Origin of the sequence: Streptomyces sp. NPDC005483 (genome assembly GCF_040606035.1) — a bacterium.
GTDB lineage: Bacteria > Actinomycetota > Actinomycetes > Streptomycetales > Streptomycetaceae > Streptomyces.
The window spans coordinates 559,265-578,849 of sequence record NZ_JBEXEA010000001.1 but is presented as its reverse complement, the minus strand read 5'-3'; the positions used below and the strand labels follow the sequence as shown (position 1 = coordinate 578,849).

General features: G+C 71.7%; 17 protein-coding genes. 6 read left to right on the top strand and 11 right to left on the bottom strand.

Going from position 1 to position 19,585, the window contains the following annotated elements; translation table 11 throughout:
* Window positions 1–84: 84 nt before the first annotated feature.
* The 4 genes from ABZT06_RS02620 (at window position 85) to ABZT06_RS02605 (ending at window position 2,399) form a co-directional block, all read left to right on the top strand.
* Window positions 85–696, top strand: coding sequence for a DsbA family protein (locus tag ABZT06_RS02620; RefSeq protein ID WP_355733702.1), 612 nt, complete (start codon window positions 85–87; stop codon window positions 694–696).
* Between the two features lie 37 nt (window positions 697–733).
* Window positions 734–1,540 carry an MBL fold metallo-hydrolase gene (locus tag ABZT06_RS02615; RefSeq protein WP_355733699.1) on the top strand — a complete coding sequence of 269 codons (807 nt, stop codon included), beginning with the start codon at window positions 734–736 and terminating at the stop codon, window positions 1,538–1,540.
* Window positions 1,531–1,962, top strand: a complete 432-nt coding sequence (locus tag ABZT06_RS02610) for a nuclear transport factor 2 family protein (protein ID WP_355733696.1) — start codon at window positions 1,531–1,533, stop codon at window positions 1,960–1,962. Before ABZT06_RS02615 ends, ABZT06_RS02610 begins: the two co-directional genes overlap by 10 nt.
* A gap of 83 nt (window positions 1,963–2,045) precedes the next feature.
* Window positions 2,046–2,399, top strand: coding sequence for a VOC family protein (locus ABZT06_RS02605; RefSeq protein WP_355733694.1), 354 nt, complete (start codon window positions 2,046–2,048; stop codon window positions 2,397–2,399).
* Window positions 2,400–2,418: 19 nt separating this feature from the next.
* Here the strand turns inward: ABZT06_RS02605 and ABZT06_RS02600 are convergent, their stop codons facing one another.
* From ABZT06_RS02600 to ABZT06_RS02570, 7 genes are all read right to left on the bottom strand, one after another.
* Entirely contained in the window at window positions 2,419–3,510 is a 1,092-nt protein-coding gene (locus tag ABZT06_RS02600; protein WP_355733691.1) for an ABC transporter substrate-binding protein, read from the bottom strand.
* A 63-nt stretch (window positions 3,511–3,573) separates the two neighbouring features.
* Entirely contained in the window at window positions 3,574–5,007 is a 1,434-nt protein-coding gene (locus ABZT06_RS02595) for a GH1 family beta-glucosidase (RefSeq protein WP_355733688.1), read from the bottom strand.
* A 158-nt stretch (window positions 5,008–5,165) separates the two neighbouring features.
* Window positions 5,166–6,137, bottom strand: a complete 972-nt coding sequence (locus ABZT06_RS02590) for an aldo/keto reductase (protein ID WP_355733685.1) — start codon at window positions 6,135–6,137, stop codon at window positions 5,166–5,168.
* Between the two features lie 67 nt (window positions 6,138–6,204).
* On the bottom strand, window positions 6,205–7,221 hold the full coding sequence (locus tag ABZT06_RS02585) for a LacI family DNA-binding transcriptional regulator (RefSeq protein ID WP_355733683.1): 1,017 nt from the start codon (window positions 7,219–7,221) through the stop codon (window positions 6,205–6,207).
* Between the two features lie 359 nt (window positions 7,222–7,580).
* Window positions 7,581–9,239, bottom strand: coding sequence for an NAD-dependent malic enzyme (locus ABZT06_RS02580; RefSeq protein WP_355733680.1), 1,659 nt, complete (start codon window positions 9,237–9,239; stop codon window positions 7,581–7,583).
* A 124-nt stretch (window positions 9,240–9,363) separates the two neighbouring features.
* A complete protein-coding gene (locus tag ABZT06_RS02575; protein WP_355733677.1) occupies window positions 9,364–11,016 on the bottom strand; it encodes an amidohydrolase family protein in 1,653 nt (550 codons plus the stop codon).
* A gap of 22 nt (window positions 11,017–11,038) precedes the next feature.
* On the bottom strand, window positions 11,039–12,544 hold the full coding sequence (locus ABZT06_RS02570; RefSeq protein WP_355733674.1) for an APC family permease: 1,506 nt from the start codon (window positions 12,542–12,544) through the stop codon (window positions 11,039–11,041).
* Window positions 12,545–12,710: 166 nt separating this feature from the next.
* Between ABZT06_RS02570 and ABZT06_RS02565 the strand changes: the two genes are divergently transcribed.
* Both ABZT06_RS02565 and ABZT06_RS02560 read left to right on the top strand, forming a co-directional pair.
* Window positions 12,711–13,433, top strand: coding sequence for a helix-turn-helix domain-containing protein (locus tag ABZT06_RS02565; RefSeq protein WP_355733672.1), 723 nt, complete (start codon window positions 12,711–12,713; stop codon window positions 13,431–13,433).
* Window positions 13,434–13,634: 201 nt separating this feature from the next.
* Window positions 13,635–14,543, top strand: coding sequence for a hypothetical protein (locus tag ABZT06_RS02560; protein ID WP_355733669.1), 909 nt, complete (start codon window positions 13,635–13,637; stop codon window positions 14,541–14,543).
* A gap of 18 nt (window positions 14,544–14,561) precedes the next feature.
* On the opposite strand, the gene ABZT06_RS02555 is transcribed toward ABZT06_RS02560, so the two are convergent.
* The 4 genes from ABZT06_RS02555 to pgm all read right to left on the bottom strand — a co-directional run bounded on the left by ABZT06_RS02555 (window position 14,562) and on the right by pgm (window position 19,213).
* On the bottom strand, window positions 14,562–15,683 hold the full coding sequence (locus ABZT06_RS02555) for an SGNH/GDSL hydrolase family protein (RefSeq protein ID WP_355733666.1): 1,122 nt from the start codon (window positions 15,681–15,683) through the stop codon (window positions 14,562–14,564).
* 324 nt (window positions 15,684–16,007) lie between these two features.
* The gene (locus ABZT06_RS02550; RefSeq protein ID WP_355733664.1) at window positions 16,008–16,448 is read right to left on the bottom strand and encodes a VOC family protein; all 441 of its coding nucleotides are present in this window, start codon (window positions 16,446–16,448) and stop codon (window positions 16,008–16,010) included.
* 28 nt (window positions 16,449–16,476) lie between these two features.
* Window positions 16,477–17,376 carry an amidohydrolase family protein gene (locus ABZT06_RS02545; protein ID WP_355733661.1) on the bottom strand — a complete coding sequence of 300 codons (900 nt, stop codon included), beginning with the start codon at window positions 17,374–17,376 and terminating at the stop codon, window positions 16,477–16,479.
* Window positions 17,377–17,572: 196 nt separating this feature from the next.
* On the bottom strand, window positions 17,573–19,213 hold the full coding sequence (gene pgm / locus ABZT06_RS02540; protein WP_355733658.1) for a phosphoglucomutase (alpha-D-glucose-1,6-bisphosphate-dependent): 1,641 nt from the start codon (window positions 19,211–19,213) through the stop codon (window positions 17,573–17,575).
* Between the last annotated feature and the right edge of the window lie 372 nt (window positions 19,214–19,585).

Here is a 19,585-nt window from a genome sequence, read left to right as displayed (position 1 = left end):
CGCGTTGAAATATCTGACGCGTCAGATAATATTCTCAGGGGTGAGCGTCCGCACCAGGCGGGCACCACGTCCTCGAGGTCCGCAATGAAGCTCGTCTATGTGTTCGATGCCTACTGCGGTTGGTCGCACGGTTTCTCGGCCACCCTGCGCGAGGTCGTCTCCCGGCACCCCGGACTGCCGGTCGAGGTCGTCTCCGGCGGACTGTTCACCAGCGGCCGCCGGGTCCCGATCCGGGAGTTCGGCTACGTCCAGGGGGCCAACGCCCAGATCGCGGAGCTGACCGGCGCCGAGTTCGGTGAGGGCTACGAGCGGCTGATCGCCGACGGCTCGTTCATCATGGACTCCGAGGCCGCCGCCCGCGGTGTGGCCGCATTGCGCGGGTCCGCTCCCGAGCGTGCGATGGAACTGGCCATCGACCTCCAGACGGCCTTCTACGTCGACGGCCTGAGCCTGTCCGACCCGGCGACCTACCGGAAGATCGCCGCGGCCGCCGGGCTGGACGCCGAGACCGTGGTCGCCGCCTTCGAGTCTTCCGAGGCGCGGACGCAGGCCGAGGCGGACTTCCGCCGCGCCGCCGACCTCGGTGTCACCGGCTTCCCCACCCTGCTCGCCGTCGACGGTGAGCGTGTCGTCCCGCTGGCCCGCGGCCGCGCCACCGTCGACGAGATCGACCGGCGTCTCGCGAGCCTCTCCTGACCCCGTCCCACCCTCTCCGAGAGCTAGGAGCCCCTTCATGAGTGCCCTCGACTTCAAGATCTTCGACCTGGACTTCCCGGCCGGATCCAAGAACAAGACCGCCACCCTCGTCAGCGGCGAGCAGGAGGCGCTGCTGGTGGACGCCGCGTTCACCCGCGCCGACGGCCACCGCCTGGCCGCCGAGATCCTCGACTCCGGCAAGACCCTCACCACCGTCTTCGTCTCCCACGCCGACCCCGACTTCTACTTCGGCGCCGAAGTGATCGCCGACGCCTTCCCCGACGCGGTCTTCGTCGCCACCCCGCTCGTCATCGAGCACATCCAGCACTCCTACGAGGGCAAGCTCAAGGCATGGGCCGCGCTGGGCGCCAACCTGCCCACCCGCCTGGTCGACCTCACCCCGCTCACCGGCGACCTCACCCTGGAGGGCCACCGCTTCGAGCTCAAGGGCGGCCCGGCCGGCCTTCCCGACCGCCACTACCTGTGGCAGGCCGAGCACCGCGCCCTGCTCGGCGGCGTCCTGCTCTTCCAGCAGGAGCACGTCTGGGTCGCCGACACCCCCACCCCCACCGACCGCGCCGCCTGGATCGCCCTGCTCGACGAGATGGCCGCCCTCGACCCGCAGCTCGTCGTCCCCGGCCACCGCCTGCCCGGCACACCGGCCGACGCCACCGCCATCACCGCCACCCGCGACTACCTTCTTGCCTTCGAAGAGGAGCTCGCCAAGGCCGCCGACGGCGCCGCGCTCACCGAGGCACTCATCAAGCGCTACCCCGACAACGGCATGCTGATCGCCGCCCAGATCGGCGCGAAGGTCGCCAAGGGCGAGATGAAGTGGGGCTGACCATGACCGAGTCCACCGGGTTCGCCACCTCCACCGCACCCGCCGACGTCGTACGACGTCAGTACCTGGCCTCCGCCGCCGGAGACCTGGAAGCCCTGCGCGCCACCCTCGCACCCGACGTGGAGTGGACCGAGATGGCCGGCTTCCCCCTGGCCGGCACCTACCGCACCCCCGACGGCGTCACCTCGAACGTGATGGAGCGGCTGGGCAAGGACTGGGACGGCTGGACCGCCCACGACGACACCTATGTCGTGGACGGTGAGAACGTCGTCGTCCTCGCCCGCTACACCGCGGCCAACAAGGCCACCGGCAAGCGGATCGATGTCCGCGTCGCCCACCACTTCGTCGTACGGGGCGGGCTGATCGTGCGTTTCGAGCAGTTCGTCGACACCGCCCTCGTACGCGACGCGATGACGGCCTGAGGTCCGGCACGGCGGCACGTCACCGGTGCGCGCATCGGTGACGTGCCGCCGTGTCAGGCCGCCCGCCTGGCAGGATGGCCGGCATGGAACGTGTGCTTGGAATCGGCGGATACTTCCTCAGAGCCGCCGCCCCTGCGGCGCTGGCCGCCTGGTATCGCGACTGCCTGGGCCTGGACGCCGACGAGAACGGCTTGTGGCGTCAGGAGGACGGGCCCACGGTCTTCGCGACCTTCGCGGCCGGCACCGACTACTTCGGGTCCCCCACCCAGCAGACCATGCTCAACTTCCGGGTCCGCGACCTGGACGCGATGCTCGCGCAGCTGCGCGCCTGCGGAGCGGACGTGGCCGAGGAGACACAGGACATGGAGGGCGTCGGCCGATTCGGCTGGGTGACCGATCCCGAGGGCCATCGCATCGAGCTGTGGCAGCCCGCCTGACCGGCCGAAGCCCTGATCCTCAACCGGTGTGCCGGATCCGGAAGCGACCGGGCTCCGCCGGATCCCGGTCGACGACCTGGACCGGCGTGCCGGCCCACTGCCAGACGCTGGTGCCGTGCGCGCGGGAGAACCGGATCCGCCCGCGGGTGCCGTCGACTGCCACGCGCGGCCAGGCCGCGGCGACGCGTGCCCGGTCCGTGCCGTGAGAACGCAGCACCTCGGCGAGGACGGCGATCGTGTCGTAGCCCTCGAAGGCCACGAAGGAGGGCGCCGCGGCCAGCCGCTCACCAAGGGCCGCCTCGACCCGTGCACCGAGTGGGCCGAGGCGCTCGGGCAGATAGCGCAGGAACGGGATCCCGGCACCGTCGTCACCGAGCGACGTCGCCCATGCGGCGAACTCGGGCTGCCCGGCCGGAGCGCCGATCATGATCTCCGCGAGCCGATGGTCGCGGCGGACAGCCCTGACGATCGACACGGCCGGCTCGGGGAAGCCGACCAGCAGCAGGAGGGCCGTCGCACGACACTCGACGAGTTCCTCGCACAGGGCCGTGGGGGAGAACGCCCGTGCGTCGAGTTCGATGACCGTGCCGCCGCGCGGAGCGAGGTGGTCCCGCAGAATGCCCACCCCCGACGCCCAGTAGACGCTCGGTTCGGCCACCACGGCGACACGGCTGTGCCCCGCCCCGAGGAGGAAGTCCGCGTAGACCCGCCAGCCGTGGGACTGCGGTGGCGGGAGCCGTGCGACCCATTCCGTCGGCTGCTCGGTCAGCGCGTCGAGAACCGCTGACGAGCACAGGAACGGCAGGCCGAGGGCGTCGGCCCTGGCGGCAGCCGCGCGGGCGACGACGCTGTGGTACTCCCCCGCCACGGCGGCCACGCCCAGCTGAGCCAGTTCCGCTACGGCCGCCACGGCCCGCCGGGGATCAGCCGCGGTGTCCCGGACCACCAGCTCGAGAGGCCGTCCGCCGATCCCCCCGGCGTCGTTGACCTCACCCACGGCCAGCTCGAGTCCGGCGAGCAGATGCCGGCCCGCCTCGACCCAGCCGGGCCGGGTCAGCGGGACGAGAGCGCCGATCCGGACCGGCTGGGGCGGGCGCATCCGGGTGATCATGCCCGGACATTGCATCTCTGCCCCCCGCCGCCGGGCAACCCGTTTGACGGTTGCCCTGTCGGGCTACTCCTTCGTCCCCGGGGCCGGGATGGTGCCGGTCGTCGCCAGTTCCCGGTACCACAGGGCACTGTCCTTCAGTGTGCGGCGCTGCGTGTCGTAGTCGACGTGGACGATGCCGAAGCGCTTCGAATAGCCGTAACCCCACTCGAAGTTGTCCATCAGCGACCACACGAAGTACCCGCGCAGATCGACTCCGGCGGCGAGCGCCCGGTGCGCGGCGGCGATGTGCCGGTAGAGGTAGTCGACGCGCTCCGGGTCGTGGACGGCGTGGCTGCCGTCGGGGCGGGTGGTGACGTGGTCCTCGAATGCCGCTCCGTTCTCGGTGACGACCAGCGGCTGGTCCGGGAACCGGGTGTGCAGGTCAAGGAGGAGCTCTTCGAGGCCGTCGGGGTCGATGTTCCAGCCCATGGCGGTGTGCGGGCCCTCCTGGGCGACGAACTCGACCTGCGGCGAGCCGGGCCAGGCCGAGCCGCCCATGTCCTTGTGGCCGTCGTTGTTCTGACGTGCCGTCACACCGTCCCACAGGCGAACCCTGGTGGTGGCGTAGTAGTTCACGCCGAGCAGGTCCAGGGGCTGGTGGATCAGGGCGAGGTCACCGTCCTGGACGAACGACCAGTCCGTGACGGCCGCGGTGTCCTCCAGGAGGTCCTGCGGGTAGTGACCGCGCAGCAGCGGTTCGGTGAAGGCGCGGTTGGCCAGCGCGTCGATGCGGCGTACGGCCTCGTCGGCGCCGTCCCCCTCACCGTGCAGGACATGGAAGTTGAGGGTGATGGAGTACTGCGGGTCGTTGGTGGTGACCTGCCTGAGCTGCTGGACCGCGAGACCGTGGGCGAGGTTGAGGTGGTGGACCGCGGTGAGCGCCGCGGCGCCGTCGCTGCGGCCGGGGGCGTGGGCTCCGGCGCCGTAACCGAGGTAGGCGGAGCACCACGGCTCGTTCAGCGTGGTCCAGATCGCCACACGGTCGCCGAGGGCTTCGCCGACGATGCGGGCGTAGTCGGCGAAGGCGTACGCGGTGTCGCGGTTCGTCCAGCCGCCCTCGTCCTCGAGGGCCTGCGGCAGGTCCCAGTGGTACAGGGTGGCGACGGGGGCGATGTCCCTCTGGAGCAGGCCGTCGACCAGCCGGCTGTAGAAGTCCAGTCCCTTGGGGTTGACCGCGCCCCGGCCGGTGGGCTGGATGCGCGGCCAGGCTATGGAGAACCGGTAGGCCTTCAGGCCCAGGGAGGCCATGAGGTCGAGGTCCTCGTCGAGGCGGTGGTAGTGGTCGGCGGCCACGTCACCGGTGTCGCCGTTCCACGTCTTGCCCGGCGTGTGGGAGTAGGTGTCCCAGATGGAGGGACCGCGCCCGTCCTCGTCGGCGGCGCCCTCGATCTGGTAGGCGGCGGTCGCGGAGCCGAGGAGGAAGGGGGCGGGGAAGGACAGGGGCTGGGCTGTCGGCATGCGGGTCGCTTTCCGGTGAGGATCAGGGACTGGGGTCGGTGTCCGAGAACCACGGTGATGTTAACGTTAACAAGCTGTCAAGACCTCCACCGGGACCCATCTCGCCGCCCACCCCGCGGTGCCTTCGCGGTGGGCGGCGACAAAACGGCTGCGCAGGATCAGCTGTAGAAGTTCTTCGCCCAGCGGTGCCCGGCCAAGACGGACAGCTCCCGCGGGGTGAGCGGCGGAGCGTCCGCGATCGCCGCGTTGCGGTCGACGTTCGTCAGGGACCTCATGCCCACGATGACCGTGGAGACCGCCTGTCCCGCGAGAGCGAACCGCAGGGCCGCGGACGGGAGTTCGTCGGCGTCGATGCCCAGGTCGGCCAGGATCGCGTCGACGCGCTGCTCGACCTGGGCGGGCCGGTCCTCCCTGAAGTACCAGTTGCGCCAGTCGCCTTCGGGGAAGGTGACACCCTTGCGGATCGAGCCGGTGAGGGCGCCCTCGTCGAGGGCGACACGGACGATCACACCGGCGCCGTGCTCCTCGCAGGCCGGCAACAGGGCGTCGGACGGGGCCTGTTCGAAGACGTTGTAGATGACCTGGACCGTGTCCAGGACGCCGGTGCGCAGCACGGTGAGGACGTTGTCGGGCTGGTGGTCCTTGACGGAGATCCCGAAGAACCTGATCTTGCCCTCGCGCTTGAGGGCGTCCACCGTCTCCAGCAGGTCACCCCGGCCGGTCCACTCGTCCTCCCAGGTGTGCAGCTGGAGGAGGTCGACGTGGTCGCGGCCGAGTTCACGCAGACTGGTCTCCAGGCTCTCGCGCAGATGCGAGCCCGGGAACACCTCCATCGGGTCCAGCCCGCTGGGCGCCAGGGAGACCGGCACCTTGGGCCCGACCTTCGTCGCCACGTGCACCCCGTCGCCGCCGCCCGGCAGCTCCCTGAGGGCACGGCCGACGATGCGCTCGCTGCGGTCGTAGGCCCGGGCGGTGTCGACGAAGGTGACGCCCAGGTCGAGGGCGCGGTGCAGGGCGCGGACGCCGGAGTCGTCGTCCGCGCCGACCCAGGCGCCCTGGCCCAGTCCCCAGGCGCCGTAGCCGATCTCCGACACGGTCAGTCCGGTGTTGCCGAGTTCGCGATAACGCATGTGCTGTTCCTACTCCCTGAATGAGGCCCGGTGTGCTGGGCGGTGGAACTTCGGGCGGAGGCGCGCGTCAGGAATCCGCGCGGGGCACGGCGGTGCTGTGCCGTACGACCAGTCGCGGCGCGATCTTCTGCCCCTGCGCAGGTTCCCCGCCCACCCTGCGCACCAGCAACTCGATGGCGCTCCTGCCGAGGTGGGCGAAGTCCTGGCGGACCGTGGTGAGGGCGGGCACCAGGTATCCGGCGCCCTTCATGTCGTCGAAGCCGACGACCGACACGTCGTGCGGTACCTTCACGCCCCGCTCGGCGAAGGCCGCCAGGACGCCCATGGCCATCTGGTCGTTCCCCGCGAAGACCGCGGTGGGCAGGCCGCTGCCGGCGTCGCAGAGTTCGTGCGCCAGGCGGAACCCGCTCTCCGCGCTGAAGTCGCCTTCCCGCAGGGCTCCTTCGGCTGCCGCGGCGGTGAGTTCGGCCTGCCAGCCGTCGAGGCGGGCCCGCGCGTCGAAGGTGCGCAGCGCCCCCGTCAGGTGGGCGATGTCCCGGTGTCCGAGGTCGAGGAGGTGCCGGACCGCGAGCCGGGCGCCGAGTTCCTGGTCGACCTCGACGAAGCTCAGCTCGGGGTGGGGCAGGTTGCCGGACATCACCACCGCCACCGGCACCCCGAGGGCGAGGCCGGACAGCGCCTCCACCGTGCCGGGCCGGTCGGCGACGACCGCGATCGCCTCCACCGACTGGTCGGTGAGCCGCTGCACCGTCTCCAGGAGGTCGCCGGTGGTGCTCTCGCCCTGCCGGCTGGCCAGGCTCACCCAGTAACCGGCCTGCTTGGCGGCCGTCTCCACACCGAGGAGGATGCGCGGCAGCTCGAACAGTTCCGAGCCGACGATCACCACGCCGATCGTCGAGGAGCGACGGCTCTTGAGCGCCCTGGCGACGCTGTTGCGGCGGTATCCCAGCTTCTGGATGGCCGCCTCCACCCGGGTACGGGTCTCCGGCCGGACCGACGGATGGCCGTTGATGACACGGGAGACGGTGATGTGCGAGACGCCGGCCTCCCGGGCCACGTCCATCATGCCCGGCGGCCGGTCCATGTCACTCGTCCTCTGCCCTCGACCCCAGCAGGCGGGCTCACGCCCACCGCCGATCCTGCCACAGGCGCCGGACGCGACCCGGCCGACCGCGGCCAGGTCGTCCGGGGCGACGAGCTCGACCGCCACGTCGGGGGCGCACTCGCCAGGCTCCGTCGCCGGCACGGACGAGGAGGCCCGGGAGCCGCACCGGCCGCGCCGCGGCTCCTGATCAGCGCACGGGCGGCGGGGTCCGCCGAACAGGCGCCCTGACGGACCCGCGGCCGCCGGGCCGGGTCTTCAGGACAGGTACCGCCGCCGCACGGGCGGCGGGGTCCGCCGAACAGGCGCCCTGACGGACCCGCGGTCGCCGGGCCGGGTCTTCAGGACGTGTACTGCGGTGTCCACTGGGCCTTCGTGATCGCCTCGCGCAGCTCGGCCTCCGTGGCCTCGGGGGCGACGCCGTCCTCGACGGCGGCCTGCGCCACCGCGAGAGCGATCTCGCGGGCCGCGTCCCGCATGCTCGCCAGCGGGGGCAGCAGCGGGGTGGCGCCGTCGGTGCCCGCCTGGACCGCGCAGTCCCCCACGGCCCGGGCCGCCGCCACCATCATGCGGTCGGTGACCCGGGTGGCCCGGCAGGCGGTGACCGCCAGGCCGACGGCGGGGAAGACGTACACGTTGTTGGCCTGCGCGACCGGCACCTCGCGGCCGTCGACCTTCAGCGGCGGGAAGGGCGATCCGGCGGCGATCAGGGCCCTGCCGTCGGTCCAGCGGGCGAGGTCGGCGGGGTCGGCCTCGGCGTTCGAGGTCGGGTTGGACAGGGGCAGGATCACCGGCCGGTCGCAGGAGTCCGCCATCGTCCGCACGATCTCCTCGGTGAACGCCCCGTGCGCCGTGGACAGGCCGATCAGCACGGTGGGCTTCACCTCGCCGACGACCCGGGCGAGGTCGGCCGCGTCCCCGCCCCACTGCCGTACCTCCGCGTCGGCGCGCGCGTAGAGACGCTGCTCGGGTGTGAGGTCGGTACGGGACTCCACGAGCAGGCCGTCGATGTCGACGAACCAGAACCGGGCGGCCGCCTCCTCCTCGGACAGGCCCTCCTCCACGAGTGCGGTACGGATCATGTCGGCGACCCCGACCGCCGCCGAACCCGCGCCCAGGACCACGATCCGATGGTCCGTCAGGGACGCTCCGGCAACCTTCGTCGCGGTGGTCAGCGCGCCCAGCGCCACGGCCGCCGTGCCCTGGATGTCGTCGTTGAAGGTCAGCAGCCGGTCCTGGTAGCGGCTGAGGATCGGGCGGGCGTGGGCGGTCGCGAAGTCCTCCCACTGGAGCAGGGTGCCGGGGAGTTCGGCCTCCACGGCGGAGACGAAGGCCTCGATCATCTCGTCGTAGGCGTCTCCGGTGACACGGTGCTGCCTGCGGCCGAGGTAGTGCTCGCCCGCGAGCAGCTGCTCGTTGTCGGTGCCGACGTCGAGGAGGATCGGGAGGGTGCGCGCGGGGTGGATGCCGCCGATCGCGGTGTAGAGGCTGAGCTTGCCGATCGGGATGCCCATGCCGCCGACGCCCTGGTCGCCGAGGCCCAGGATGCGCTGGCCGTCGGTGACGACGATGACGTCGACGTCACCGCCCGGCCGGTTGCGCAGGATCTCCCGGAAGCGGTGCCGGTCCTCGTACGTCAGGAACAGACCGCGCGGCCTGCGGTAGATCTCGCTGAAGCGGCGGCAGGCCTCGCCGACCGTCGGCGTGTAGACGACCGGCAGCATCTCCTCCAGGTGCCGGGTGAGCAGGGCGTAGAAGAGCACCTCGTTGGTTTCCTGGAGCTGGCGCAGGTAGATGTGCCGGTTGAGCGTCTTGTCGTAGCCGAGGAACGCCTCGTACGCCCGGTCCGCCTGCTCCTGCAGCGTCTCCGTCGCCGGTGGCAACAGCCCGTCCAGGCCGAGTTCGGCGCGCTCCCCCGGGCTGAAGGCGGTTCCCTTGTTGAGCAGGGGGTCGGCGAGGAGGGCGGATCCTCGGACACGGTCGGAGCTGGGTGTTGCCATGGCGTTCCTCGGGTCGACGGGCAGCGGGGACGGTTACGGCGTGAGCGGCCGTCCCGTCAGCATCCCTACTGCCCCGTCCCCGAACATCGGAATCACCGGCTCCGGGGACCGGGAGTCCACCCGCTCAGGCGTCCGGCGCCGCGTGCACCCGCCGCCCCTCGACGAAGGTCTGCAGGACGCGCGTGGCGCTGATTCCCTCGGGCGGACCCGCGAACGGATCGCGGTCGAGGACGACGAGGTCGGCCGACTTGCCCACGGCGATGCTGCCGGTGATGTCGTCGAGATGGTTCACGTAGGCGCTGCCCGCCGTGTACGCGGCGATGGCGGTGCCGAGGTCGAGTCGCTGCTTGGGGAGGAACTCCGGGGTGCCCTCGGGGGCGGCGGGGGCGATCCGGTTGACGGCGACATGGATGGCCTGGAAGGGGTCGGGGGTGCTGACCGGCCAGTCGCTGCCGGCGGCCAGGGTCGCGCCCGCGCGCAGCAGATCCGCGAAGGGGTACTGCCGGGTGCCGCGTTCCGCGCCGAGGAAGGGCAGGGTCAGTTCGTCCATCTGGGGCTCGTGGGCGGCCCACAGCATCTGGAGATTGGCGCTCGCGCCCAGGGCGCGGAACCGGGGGACGTCGTGCGGGTGCACGACCTGGAGGTGCGCCAGGTGGTGCCGTGTGTCGCGCCATCCGTTGGCCGTGCGGGCGGACTCCACGGCGTCGAGGGCCTCCCGCACCGCGCGGTCGCCGAGCGCGTGGAAGTGGACCTGGAAGCCGGACGCGTCCAGCTCGGTGACGTACTTCTTCAGGTCACCGGGCTCGACGAAGCTGATGCCGCTGTTGTCCGAGGAGCAGCCGCAGCCGGTCAGATAGGGGTCGAGCATCGCGGCGGTGTGGTTCTCCGCGATCCCGTCCTGCATGACCTTCACCGTGGTCGCGCGGAACCGGCCCCGGTTCAGCTCCTCACGGCGGGCGATGAGTTCGGGGATCTGTTCAGCGCCCCGCTCGCGGTCCCACCACAGGGCACCGACGACCCGGGCGGTGAGCAGGTCCCGGTCCAGGGCCGCGAGGTAGGAGGGTGCCGGGTCGGTCATGTTGGCGTACGCGCCGACGATGGCGTCCTGCCAGGCGGTGACGCCGTGGGAGTGCAGCACGGCCTGCGCCCGGAGCAGGGCCGTGAGTTGTTCTTCGGGCGTGGGGTCCGGAACCAGCCTGCCCACGAGGTGGACGGCGCCCTCCTGGAGCATGCCGGTGGGGTTGCCGTCGGCGTCGCGTTCGATGCGGCCGTCGGCGGGGTCGGGCGTACGGGCGTCGATGCCCGCGCGTTCCAGGGCGCGGCTGTTCACCCAGGCACCGTGGTGGTCGCGGTTGGGCAGGAAGACGGGGCGGTCCGGGACGACCGCGTCGAGGGCGGCGGCCGTGGGGGCGCCGCCGGGGAACGCCTCCAGGGACCAGCCGCCGCCGGTGATCCACTCGACGTCCGGGTGCTGGTCGGCGTACGCCCTGATCCTGCGCAGGTACTCGGCCGGGTCGACGGTGTCGGCTAGGTGGCACAGGCCGAGTTCGAGGCCCGCGCCCTGCGGGTGGACGTGGGCGTCCTGGAAGCCGGGGAGCAGCAACTTCCCGGCCAGGTCGACGACTTCGGTGCGCGGGCCGATCAGCTCGCGCACCTCGTCGTGGCCGACGGCGGCGATCCGCCCGTCGCGCACGGCCACGGCGGTGACGCGGCTGCGGGCGGGATCGACGGTGTGCACGGGACCGCCGGTGAGGACGAGGTCCGCGGTGTGTGACATGTGGGTGAGCTCCAGAGAAGGGTCAGACTGCCGTGCGGTCCATCGGCAGGGTCAGGGACTCGGCGTCGGTGCCGCGCCCCGTGGTGAAGTACGGCGAGTGCCTCCCGTACTTGGCGACGGCGGCCATGCCGAGGCCGGAGAGGACGATCGCGGCGGGCAGCGAGAACATGAACCAGCCGTTGTCCGGGCTGAGTTCGAAGTGGTCGCTCATGGTCAGGTACGAGTATCCGAGGTAGCCGCCGAGGCCGAGCAGGATCAGGCCGGACACGGCGGGCACGCCGATGGCGAGCAGCGCTTCCCGGGCGCCTTCGCGCCGCGCGGAGCGGAAGCGCACAGCGCAGGCGAGCGCGGTGAGGCCGTAGTAGAGGGCGACGATCAGGCCGATGGCGTTGACGGCGGCCAGCAGCATGTCGCTCAGCTTGGGGATCGCGACGGCGAGTACGGCGATCACGCCGGCGATGGCCATCACGACGGCCGTGCCGGCGGCGGGGGTGCCGTAGCGCGGGTGGACGCGGGTCCACACCGGTCCCGTCGTGCGGTCGCGGCTCATGGCGAACAGGCCGCGTGCCGTGGGGATGAGGGTGGCCTGCACGGAGGCGACCGCGGAGAACATCAGCGCGACCAGGGGGAGGGTGGCCCAGGGTTCGGCGGCCAGTTTCTCGCCGAGGTAGGGAAGGGCCTGGGGGCCGTTTCTGACGAGTTCGGCCAGGCTCATCTCCCGCTGGAAGGCGACCGAGGCGAAGAGGAACAGACCGAGCATCGCGAAGAGGGCGATGAGGCCGCCGCGGGCCGCGTCGCCGGGGCTCTTCGTCTCCTCGTTGACGCTGAACGCCGCGTCCCAGCCCCAGAAGAAGAAGACCGCGAGGACCATGCCCTGGGCGAAGGCGGTGCCGCTGGAGATCTCGAAGGGGTTGAACCAGGACAGCGAGAGGGCGTGGTCACCGGTGACCACGGCCCAGCCGCAGAAGGCCAGCAGGACGGTGTACTCGAAGACCAGGAGAGCGAACTGGAAGCGGGTGGCGGAGCGCACCCCGGTGACGGCCAGCGCGGTGAGGGCGAGGAGGATCACCAGTCCGACCGCCGTGGTGACGCCGGTGGACGTCGGATCGAGGGCGATGCCGGCGACGCTGTGCAGACCGGCCTTGTTCGCGAAGGCCAGGACGACCGAGCCCATGATCGCGCTGGTGTAGGCGCAGAAGATGACCGAGCCGACCAGGGTGACCCAGCCGGTCAGGAAGCCGGGCCAGGGGCCGAGGGACTTGCCGACCCAGACGTAGCCGTTGCCGCAGTTGGGCTCGGAGCGGTTCAGGCGGGCGTAGGCGGTGGCGATGCCGAGGACCGGCAGGAAGGCCAGGAGCAGCAGCGCCGGGGCCTGGAGGCCCACGATGGTCGCGATCGTGCCCATGCCGATGGCGATGCTGGTGGTGGCCGCGGTGCTGGACGCGGCGATGGCCACGCCGTCGACGACGCCGAGGGAACGGCGCAGATCCGGGCTCGGTGCGGAGGAGAGGGGCGGTGCGGACGACATGGAGGGCTCCTCGGGGAGGGAGACGGGGAAGAGCCGCGCGGTGAGGTGATGGAACAGCCGGGGGCCACATTGGGTCAACCCTGTTGACGTAACACGGCCGGGGTCGTTCACTGGGGGCCCGAGAGCCGCCTGTCGCCGGCGGGCTCCCTGCGAGAGGAACCCGGTCATGTCCAGCCGCGTCCCCGAGGAACGCCGACGCCGGCGGCCCACCCGCTCCGGAGTCCTGCTGTCCGAGGACCTGATCGTCGCGACCGCCCTGCGGTTGATCGGCGAGCACGGTTCCGAGGCGCTGAGCGTGCGCCGGCTGGGCGCGGCACTGGGCTGCGACCCGACCGCGCTCTACCGCTACTTCCACGACACCGACGACCTGGTGCTCGCCGTCGCGGACCGGATCATCGGTGACGCGATGGCGGGGTTCGTCCCCGGGGACGACTGGGTGGCCTCGCTGCGCGAGATGGCCCTGCGGGTGCGTGCCGGATACCTCGCCCATCCACGGGCGGCCGCCCTCGCCGCGCACCGGGTGACCCGGCGCGGGAGCGAGATCCAGGCGGTGGACACCGGGATCGGCCTGCTGCTGTCCGCGGGCTTCGAGCCGGCCGCCGCGGCACGCCTGTACCTGGCGTTCATCGACACCGTGCTCAGCCACGCCGCCACGGACGCGGCATTCCTGGCCCTCCCCCGGCAGCAGCGCGAGGCCGACCAGCGGGCGTGGCGGGAGGTCTACCAGGACCTGGACCCGGTGGCGTACCCGGCGTTGACGACCGTACGCCGCGAGCTGCCGGGGTTGGCGGACGGCTCGTTCGAGGAGGCGGTCGACCTCCTGCTGGAGGCGCTGGCGGCCCGCGCGCCGAGACGCGGGGCGTCCACGCGGTGCTCGTCACCCGGCTGAGTCTGTCCGTCCCGGTCGTCACCGGGCACATCGATCCGGACAAGTGGCGTGAATACGACGTACGCCCCTCGCGCCCACCGCACCCCTCGGACATCTGCGCAGGAGCATCACACAGGCTGCACACCGCCTTTCGAAAGCCTCGCTACTTTTGCCTCGGCTCGATCCTCCGTGCGAACGAGACCGGCCACGGCCATCGGGCCGATGGTGCAGTCGACTCAGGAAGACCAGATGGACTACTGCTCCTCGTGCCGTCGGCATCTCAACGGCGCCCTGGCGTGTCCCGGATGCGGCGCCTACGCCCCGGACATCGCTCCCCCCGCCCACGTCTACGCGACGACGGGCACGGCGGCAGCGGCATGGGACGAAGCACCCAAGTGGCACGACGCGGGCCTCCCCGAGGAGCCGGCGACCGGGACCGACCCCGGCGTCCCCTCCGAGGATGTGGCGGACGCTCCGGTGGTGGCGGAGGGCCGGGCGGCACGGCGGCGCCAGCGGGTCCGCTGGAAGAAGAACCAGCGCAAGGCCGTGGTCGCGACCGCTGTCGCCCTGGTCGGCGGCGGCCTGACCGTCACCGCGATGAGCCAGCAGTCCAACACCCGGGCCCAGGCGGCCACCTCGCCGGACAACCGGGCCATGGGCGTGGCGGAGCTGCCCACCTCGGACGACGACCTGCCTGGGTCGACGCCTGCCAAGGCGCAGCAGGCGTCCACGACCACGCCCTCCACGAAGGCCGGCGCGCACCGGCGGACCGTCGACTCGGCGTCCACCACGTCCCGGTCGTCGGGCCACACGGACTCCGCCGGCTCCCCCGCGCCCACGGCGACGACCGCCTCGCGGTCGCAGTCCCAGGGGACGCTCTCGACGTCGGTCGCGGCCGGCGCCGACACCGGCACCGGCGGTACGAGCGCCACGACCACCACAACATCGGGCACGACCGGCACGACGACGCAGCAGAACCCTTCCTCGACCACGGCCACGGACAGCACGACAAGCACGGGCACGAGCACGAGCACGAGCACCAACAACTCGCAGTCCTCGCAGACGACCACGTCGTCCTCCGCGAGCGACCCGTCGGGGCTGTGCGTGCTCAACCTGCTCTGCATCAACTGAACTTCGCTGCCCGGTGCGCTACCAGCACAGCGGGAGCGTGGCCAGGTAGTCGTCGAGAAGGCCGGAGATGATCCGGTGGTCCGGTGCCGACGGGTGCCAGTCGCAGCCGAGGTGGTCCAGGGCGGGGTCGTCGTAGTACCAGTAGGCGACCCGCTCGTCGCCCCGCGCGTTGCGGGTCCGGGCGATGCGCTCGACGGTCTCGGCGAAGGGACTGGAGCCCAGGCTGGTGGCGCTGACGACGAGGAACGTCCTGGGGCCGTAGCGGGCGCGCAATGTGTCGAGGAAGCCGTGGTAGGCGGACTCGTAGGCGGCGACCAGTTCGGCCTGTGTACCCCAACGCTCCCCGGGGTTCAGGGGTGTCGAGAAGTCGTTGAGACCCAGCCCGATGACGGCGGCCTGCGGCCGCCAGCCGGCCGGCCGCTGCCAGACGTCGCCTTCGACGCTCAGCAGGGCGCGGTCGTAGTAGGTGCGGAAGTCGGTGCCCGGGCTGCTGCCGTTGTAGTTGCGGACCATGCCACGGCCGGAGATGGCGTTGATCTGGTAGTCGGCGCCGAGGTGTCGGGCGGTGAGGGCGCCGAAGGAGAGGTCGGAGTCGGTGTTCCGGTCGACGCCCCCGTTGCTCGAACAGTCACGAGTGCCGGAGAGGTTGCCGTAGCCCGCGGTGTAGGAGTCTCCGATGAACTCGATCTGCCTGCGCCGGGCCGCGGGCCTGGCGAGGATCGCACCGCCCGCAGCGGCGACGAACCCGCCGAACCGGCCCTCGCTCCAAGGGCTTTCCGTGCGCTTGACGAGCCGCACGCGGTGCTCGGAGTCGGAGAGGCCGTCGACCCAGACGGTGGTCCGGCCCGGGGTCACCAGGGTGGTCGCGGTTCTGCCGTCCACCTGGACGTCGTAGTCGTTGACGGAGTCGTCGAGGACGATGCCGACGCCGGTGCCGCGGAACCGGGCCTCGAAGTAGATGCCGGGCCAGCTGTACCGCACGAACCCGTCGGGGGCCGCCTTGACCCGGCCCACCGTGTGGAACCGGGTCGAGGCGGCGCCGGCCGCCCGCGAGGGGGCGCCGACGGCGGCGACCAGGCCGGCGGCGGTCGCGGTCACCAGGGTTCTGCGGGATAAGCCACGGGGCAAAGAGGGCTGCATCTGGCCATCCTCGGGTGGTGGGAGACAGACGGGCGGGGTGCGGTGCCCTGCCCCGCAATGCCCAGTACGGCCCACACGGCCCGCACGGCACGGGAGCGCTCCCACACCCCTGGCGCTGTCTCAAGGTGACCGGCCCAAGCGTGCCCGTCAACCCCTCGCGGCAGCATCTTCACGCGGTCGCCCGAGACGAGGTGTGGCAGGCCGGGCATGAGTCCGGATCTTCGGGGTAGCAGGGTCGTTGCTTACCCGGGGGAAGGGCCGTCGCACCTGGGGAGGTCGAGGCGGCCCTTCCCCCAACTCCACGCCCCGTGGCAGGTCGGAAGGTCAGCCCAGCTCCTCGGCCAGCCCGACGATGATGCCCTCGGGGCCGCGGACGTAGCCGAGCCGGTAGACGTCCTCGTACCGCACGATCTCGCCGACGAGTTCGGCGCCGTGCGCGCGCAGGCGGGTGACGACGTCGTCGATGTCGTCCACGGCGAACATGATGCGCCGGATGCCCAGCGTGTTGGCCGGCGCGTCCCGCGGTGTCCCACTGATCGCCTTCGGCGTATGGAACTTCGCCAGCTCGATGCGGCCGTGGCCGTCCGGGACGCGCAGCATGGCGACGTCCTGCCGGACGTCGTCGAGCGCGATGATCCGTTCCACCCACCGTCCCTCGATGGGTGACCGGCCCTCCAGCTCCATGCCGAGTTCGACGAAGAACGCGACGACGGCGTCGAGGTCGTCGACGACGATGAGGACGTTGTCCATCCGGCGGATCGTCATGCTGCGTCTCCTCGGTGTGGCGTGACGGTCATACGCCGAACAAGGCTCTCGCGTTGTCGTGGCACACGGCCCGCAGCCACTCCGGCCCGAGGTCCAGGCGTTCCAGGGCCTGGAGCTGGTGCAGGTAGGGGTAGGGGATGCTGGGGAAGTCGGAGCCGAGCAGGACACGGTCGCCGAGTGCGGCGAGCCGGGGAAGGGCCCGTCGCGGGAACGGCATGAAGCCCTCGGTGAAGTCGGTGAACGCCATGGTCGTGTCGAGCCGCACCTGGTCGTATTGCTCGGCGAGGCCGAGGAACTCCTCGTACTCGGGCATGCCCATGTGCGCGACGATCAGCCGCAGTCTCGGGTGCCGGGCCAGTACCCGCGCGATGGGCTCGGGGCCGGTGTGCTTGCCGGGCGCGGGTCCGGAGCCGCAGTGGATCACCACGGGGACGCCCGCCTCGGCCAGCAGCCCCCAGGTCCGCTGGAGGAGGTCGTCGGCCGGGTCGTAGCCGCCCACCTGGACGTGCGCCTTGAACACCCGCGCCCCCGCTTCGACGGCCTCGCGGACGTATGTCTCGACGTCCGGCTCGGGGTAGAGGGTGGCGGTGTGCAGACAGTCGGGGGTGCGGCCCGCGAAGTCGGCCGCCCATTCGTTCAGCCACCTGGCCATGCCGGGCTTGTGGGGGTAGAGCATCGCGGTGAAGGCCCTGACCCCGAACCCCCGCAGCAGGGCCGTTCTCTCCGCCTCCGCCTTCCGGTACGTGATCGGCCAGCCCAGCTCGCCGATCAGCGGCCCGTTGGTGTCGAAGTACTCCCAGACCTTGTGCAGGACCCGCTCGGGCATGAAGTGGGTGTGGACGTCGATCAGGCCCGGCAGACCCAGTCGGCCCCAGAAACGGCGGATTTCACCGGCCTCGTCGTTCGTCGCCTCGTCGCGATCGTTCATGCCGCCCACGATCGTCCGTGGTGAGGGGTACGGCGACCATTTCCGCGGAGGCGTGCGGTGAGGGATCCGTCACAGGGGAGGCTGTGCGGCGCGGCCGCCTGCGCATGTCCGAAAGCCTTTCGCAGGATCGGCCCCTCAACGCATCGGCCCGCGGTCGTGACGGTTCACGACCGCGGGCCGGGGAGCGGTCCTCAGGTCAGGCGCCCAGCGCCGCCAGCACCACGGACCTGGCCTCCTCCTGGACCCGGCTCAGATGGTCCGGGCCGAGGAACGACTCCCCGTAGATCTTGTAGACGTCCTCGGTGCCCGAGGGGCGGGCCGCGAACCAGGCGTTGGCGGTGGCCACCTTGATGCCGCCGAGGGCGGCGCCGTTGCCGGGTGCCTCGGTGAGGACCGTGGTGACCGGCTCGCCGGCGAGGGTGTCGGCGGTGACCTGGCGCGGGGACAGCTTGGCGAGCAGGGCCTTCTCCTCGCGGGAGGCCGGGGCGTCGACGCGCGCGTAGGCGGGGGCGCCGAAGCGGTCGGTGAGCGCCGCGTAGTGCTGCGAGGGGCTCTTGCCGGTGACCGCCGTGATCTCGGAGGCGAGCAGGGCCAGGATGATGCCGTCCTTGTCGGTGGTCCACACCGAGCCGTCGCGGCGCAGGAAGGACGCGCCGGCCGACTCCTCGCCGCCGAAGCCGATCGTGCCGTCGGACAGACCGTCCACGAACCACTTGAAGCCGACGGGGACCTCGACCAGCGTCCGGCCGAGGTCCGCCGCGACCCGGTCGATCATGCTCGACGACACCAGGGTCTTGCCGATCCCGGCCCCCGCGGGCCACTGCTCCCGGTGCGAGAACAGGTAGGAGATGGCCACGGCCAGGTAGTGGTTGGGGTTCATCAGGCCCGCGTCCGGCGTGACGATGCCGTGCCGGTCGGAGTCGGCGTCGTTGCCGGTGGCGATGTCGAACCGGTCGCGCTGCTCGATGAGCGAGGCCATGGCGTACGGCGACGAGCAGTCCATGCGGATCTTGCCGTCCCAGTCCAGCGTCATGAAACGCCAGGTGGGATCGGTGAGCGGATTGACCACCGTCAGGTCGAGCCGGTGCTGTTCGGCGATACGGCCCCAGTAGGCGACCGAGGCCCCGCCGAGCGGGTCGGCGCCGATGCGCACGCCGGCGGACCGGATCGCCTCCAGGTCCAGCACGTTCGGCAGGTCCGCCACATAGGCGCCGAGGAAGTCGTGGCGGCCGGTGCCGGGGGCGGCGAGAGCGCGGGCGTAGGGGATGCGCCGTACGTCCTTCAGGCCGCCGGTGATGATCTCGTTGGCGCGGTCCTGGATCCAGGAGGTCGCCTCGGAACCGGCGGGGCCGCCGTTCGGCGGGTTGTACTTGAAGCCGCCGTCGGCGGGCGGGTTGTGCGAGGGGGTGACGACGACTCCGTCGGCGAGCGCCGAGGTCCGGTGCCGGTTGTGGGTGAGGATGGCGTGCGAGACGGCGGGGGTGGGTGTGTAGCCGTCGGCCTGGTCGATGAGGACGGTCACGTCGTTGGCCGCGAAGACCTCCAGGGCCGTGATCCGCGCGGGCTCGGACAGGGCGTGGGTGTCGGCGCCGAGGAAGAGGGGGCCGTCGGTGCCCTGGGCGGCCCGGTACTCGCAGATGGCCTGGCTGGTGGCGGCGATGTGGTCCTCGTTGAAGGCCGCCGCGAGGGACGAACCGCGGTGCCCCGAGGTGCCGAAGGCCACCCGCTGTCCCGGTTCTGCCGGGTCGGGGTGGAGCGTGTAGTACGCCGTGACCAGACGGGCCACATCGATCAGGTCATCGGGCCCGGCGACCTGCCCCGCTCGCGCGTTCTGCATTTCCCGCTCCTCCGCAAGGGTCGACCGTTGGGTACGGGCCTCATTCTCCCCTGCCGGGGCGGCCCGGACGCGCGTGGGGGCGCGGTTCCGTCCTCACCCCGGCCCGTGAGGAGGGCCCCGGCCGAAACCCTGCCGACGAGGCGCGTGGTGTGGGTTCAATGGCCCTCATGATGCGTAGAAGGACGTCGTCCACCGCCGTGGTCACCGCTGTCGTCGCTTGCGCGTTCGCCGTTCTCACGGCGTGTTCCTCCGGCGATTCGGAAGGATCCCCCGCCGAGGGCAAGGGCCGGCCGAGCGGGTCCGGCTCCAGCCCGGCGTCCGACCCCGCGGGGACACCCACACCGACGTCCACGCCGTCGCCTGCGCCGACCG

Bases quoted from the DNA above. Each gene is read 5' to 3' on its own strand.
- ABZT06_RS02620 (WP_355733702.1), top strand. From the start codon at position 85: ATGAAGCTCGTCTATGTGTTCGATGCCTACTGCGGTTGGTCGCACGGT.
- ABZT06_RS02615 (WP_355733699.1), top strand. From the start codon at position 734: ATGAGTGCCCTCGACTTCAAGATCTTCGACCTGGACTTCCCGGCCGGA.
- ABZT06_RS02605 (WP_355733694.1), top strand. From the start codon at position 2,046: ATGGAACGTGTGCTTGGAATCGGCGGATACTTCCTCAGAGCCGCCGCC.
- ABZT06_RS02600 (WP_355733691.1), bottom strand. From the start codon at position 3,510: ATGATCACCCGGATGCGCCCGCCCCAGCCGGTCCGGATCGGCGCTCTC.
- ABZT06_RS02595 (WP_355733688.1), bottom strand. From the start codon at position 5,007: ATGCCGACAGCCCAGCCCCTGTCCTTCCCCGCCCCCTTCCTCCTCGGC.
- ABZT06_RS02590 (WP_355733685.1), bottom strand. From the start codon at position 6,137: ATGCGTTATCGCGAACTCGGCAACACCGGACTGACCGTGTCGGAGATC.
- ABZT06_RS02585 (WP_355733683.1), bottom strand. From the start codon at position 7,221: ATGGACCGGCCGCCGGGCATGATGGACGTGGCCCGGGAGGCCGGCGTC.
- ABZT06_RS02580 (WP_355733680.1), bottom strand. From the start codon at position 9,239: ATGGCAACACCCAGCTCCGACCGTGTCCGAGGATCCGCCCTCCTCGCC.
- ABZT06_RS02575 (WP_355733677.1), bottom strand. From the start codon at position 11,016: ATGTCACACACCGCGGACCTCGTCCTCACCGGCGGTCCCGTGCACACC.
- ABZT06_RS02570 (WP_355733674.1), bottom strand. From the start codon at position 12,544: ATGTCGTCCGCACCGCCCCTCTCCTCCGCACCGAGCCCGGATCTGCGC.
- ABZT06_RS02565 (WP_355733672.1), top strand. From the start codon at position 12,711: ATGTCCAGCCGCGTCCCCGAGGAACGCCGACGCCGGCGGCCCACCCGC.
- ABZT06_RS02560 (WP_355733669.1), top strand. From the start codon at position 13,635: ATGGTGCAGTCGACTCAGGAAGACCAGATGGACTACTGCTCCTCGTGC.
- ABZT06_RS02555 (WP_355733666.1), bottom strand. From the start codon at position 15,683: ATGCAGCCCTCTTTGCCCCGTGGCTTATCCCGCAGAACCCTGGTGACC.
- ABZT06_RS02550 (WP_355733664.1), bottom strand. From the start codon at position 16,448: ATGACGATCCGCCGGATGGACAACGTCCTCATCGTCGTCGACGACCTC.
- ABZT06_RS02545 (WP_355733661.1), bottom strand. From the start codon at position 17,376: ATGAACGATCGCGACGAGGCGACGAACGACGAGGCCGGTGAAATCCGC.
- pgm (WP_355733658.1), bottom strand. From the start codon at position 19,213: ATGCAGAACGCGCGAGCGGGGCAGGTCGCCGGGCCCGATGACCTGATC.